The sequence below is a fragment of the bacterium genome, assembly GCA_021372775.1.
Lineage (GTDB): Bacteria > Acidobacteriota > Polarisedimenticolia > J045 > J045 > JAJFTU01.
On sequence record JAJFTU010000128.1, the window covers coordinates 1 to 3,029 of the forward strand.

General features: G+C 72.1%; 3 protein-coding genes. 2 read left to right on the forward strand and 1 reads right to left on the reverse strand.

Annotated features, from left to right (window positions below):
• The coding region (locus LLG88_04315) for a sulfite exporter TauE/SafE family protein (GenBank protein MCE5246130.1) at positions 1 to 454 on the reverse strand (454 nt) is incomplete at its 3' end.
• 295 nt (positions 455 to 749) lie between these two features.
• Here LLG88_04315 and ltaE point away from each other — a divergent pair.
• Both ltaE and LLG88_04325 read left to right on the forward strand, forming a co-directional pair.
• Positions 750 to 1,778, forward strand: coding sequence for a low-specificity L-threonine aldolase (ltaE, locus tag LLG88_04320; protein MCE5246131.1), 1,029 nt, complete (start codon positions 750 to 752; stop codon positions 1,776 to 1,778).
• 203 nt (positions 1,779 to 1,981) lie between these two features.
• A complete protein-coding gene (locus LLG88_04325) occupies positions 1,982 to 2,590 on the forward strand; it encodes a superoxide dismutase (protein MCE5246132.1) in 609 nt (202 codons plus the stop codon).
• Positions 2,591 to 3,029 lie beyond the last annotated feature (439 nt).

A 3,029-nucleotide genomic window follows, 5' to 3' on the forward strand; every position in this document is an offset into this window, starting at 1 on the left:
GCCACCAGCGCGCGCCGCGCCGCCCGCCGCCGAGCCCGTTGACCCAGCGCGCCACCGGCTCGTTGGCCGCGAGCAGAAGCGCCGCGGCGAGGATCAGCCACGGCACGAGGTTGTCGAACAGCTTCGCCGGCGTGTAGAGCAGCAGCATGGCGCCGGCGAAGCCGCCGAGGAGCGACGGCGGCCAGAGCCGCTTCGCGAAGGCGCCGGTGCCGGCGAGGTCCTGCCGGTGCCCCCAGAACCCGCCGATCGAGCCGGGCCAGATCGCGATCGTGCTCGTGACGTTGGCCTGCTGGCCGGTCAGGCCGAGCGCCAGCAGCGACGGAAACGAGATCAGCGTCCCGCCTCCGGCGATCGAGTTGACCGCCCCCGCGGCGAACGCGGCCGCGGCGGCCGCCCCGTGCTTCCAGAGCGCGGGGGCGGCGGCGGCGAGCGGCGCGTCGAGCGGCGGGAACATGCCGGAAACGTACCACGCGCCGCGCCCTCTTTGGATCGAGGAGGATGGTTCCGAGGACAGTTGACTCGCCGTGCGCGCGCCGTATGGTTTGAGCGAGTCCTCCGCCGATCGGCCTTGGACCTATCGAGGTTTCGGCCGCTGAACCAGCGTCGCGAATCAGCGGCCATTCCGATGTCCCGCCGCCGGGGGGCGGCGTTGTCCGAGAGGATCGCGGCGCGAGTCGCAAGGCGGCGCGGACGGCGCTGCGTCGCGGGCCTGCGGTAACATCGAGGCCCTTCGCAAAGGAGAATCCCCGATGGCCGACGCGGTGGACCTTCGTTCCGACACGGTGACCAAGCCCAGCCGGGCGATGCGCGAGGCGATGGCGCGCGCCGAAGTGGGGGACGACGTCTTCGCCGAGGATCCGACGGTGCTGGAGTTGGAACGGCGCGCGGCGCAGGTCGTCGGGCACGAGGCGGCGCTGTTCATGCCGTCGGGCTGCATGGCGAACCTCGTGGCCGAGCTTTCGCACGCGCGGCGCGGCGACGAGATCATCTGCGGGACCGACGTCCACATCGCGGCCCACGAGGTCGGATCGGGCGCGGCGGTCGCCGGGGTGCAGCTCTGCGTCGTGCCGGGCGACGGGCGGATCTCCGCCGAGCAGGTCGCGGAGCGGATCAAGACGCCGACGTTCCACGAGCCGGGGACGGCGCTCGTCTGGGTCGAGAACACGCACAACATGGCCGGCGGCCGGATCACGCCGGTCGCCGAGATGCGCCACATCGCGCTCGTCGCGCGCGCCGCCGGCGTGCCGGTGCACCTCGACGGCGCGCGGCTGTTCAACGCCGCGGTCGCGCTGGGCGTGCCGGCGCGGGAGATCGCGCGCCACGCCGACTCGGTCTCGTTCTGCCTCTCCAAGGGGCTCGGCGCGCCGGCCGGCTCGATGCTCTGCGGAAGCGCGGCGTTCCGCGAGCGGGCGCTGCGCTTCCGCAAGATGCTCGGCGGCGGGATGCGGCAGGTGGGGATCCTCGCCGCGGCGGGGATCTTCGCGCTCGAGCGCAACGTCGAGCGGCTGGCGGAGGACCACGCCCGCGCGCGCCGGCTCGCCGAAGGGCTGGCGGGGACGAAGGGGCTCGACGTCCGGCCGGAGGACGTCGAGACCAACATGGTCATGGCGGACGTCGAGGGGCAGTCGGCCGAAGACCTCGCGCGGCGCGCCGAGGCGCGCGGCGTCCGCTTCCTCGCCATGTCGCGGCGTCGGGTCCGCTTCGTGACCCATCTCGACGTGGACGACGCGGGGATCGAGACGGCGATCCGCGTGATCCGCGAAGAAGCGGCCTGCTGACCGCCCGTCGTCGCGTTGCGCCTCGTCCTCTTCGCTCCGGCGGAGCGAGGGACGGCCGCTCGTCGGCCGCGCCCTCTCCCGCGGCGCGCGTTCCGTTTCTTCGTTGCTTCGCGCGCGGCTCCTCGTATACGAATCCCTTCCGCCGCGAGGCGGATCGGTCGGGCGAAGGCGGACGATCGCGCCGCCGGCGCCGAGGAGGAGCGATGCCCCATTCACTGGTCCCGCTGCCGTATCCGCACGACGCGCTCGAGCCGTTCATCGACGCGCGGACGATGGAAATTCACCACGGCAAGCACCATCAGGCGTACGTCAACAACCTCAACGCGGCGCTGGAGAAGACGCCGCGCCTGTTCGAAGTGCCGCTGGATCGGCTGCTGTCGGAACTGGACTCGCTGGTCCCCGAGGAGAGTCGCCTCGCCGTGCGGAACCACGGCGGCGGCGTGCTGAACCACAACCTCTTCTGGAAGTCGATGAAGCCGAACGGCGGCGGCGCGCCGACCGGAATGGCGGCGGACGCGATCAACGGGGCGTTCGGATCGTTCGAGAAGTTCAAGGAGCTGTTCGACGAAGCGGGGATGAAGCGATTCGGCTCAGGTTGGGTGTGGCTCGTGGCCGACGCGGGGAACACGCTCAAGGTGACGAGCACCGCCAACCAGGACAGCCCGCTGACGGTCGGCCAGCGGCCGCTTCTCGGCAACGACGTCTGGGAGCACGCGTACTACCTGAAGTACCAGAACCGCCGCAACGAGTACCTCGCCGCCTGGTGGAACGTCGTGAACTGGGACGAGGTCAACCGCCGCCTGCGCGGCTGACCGCCGCGCCGGCCGCCGTGAGTTCAGGTCGGGAGGCAGGCGCGGAGGAAGCCCGAGCGCGGCGACGATCATCGGGACGCGCCGGCTGGTGCGATGTCCTAGTCGGGAGGCAGGCGCGGAGGAAGCCCGAGCGCGGCGACGATCATCGGGACGCGCCAGCCTCCCCTACGCGAACGCGGCGAGCGACCATCTATGGACACGCGCCCTATCCCCTCAACGCGCGAAACGACACAACGGCCGCGAGCCAAGGCCGTGGCGCGAGGCGAGACAAGACGCACGGACCATCGAAGAAGGACCATCCCCCCGCGGACGACCATCAAACGCGCCCGACCAAACACGACAGCACGTCGGGCGTGCGGGGGCGGCGGCGCAGCCGTTGCCCGGTCGGCGGAGCCGCCGCCCCCGCCGCCCGACGCGCGTCCCGCGATTCGCGCGGGCA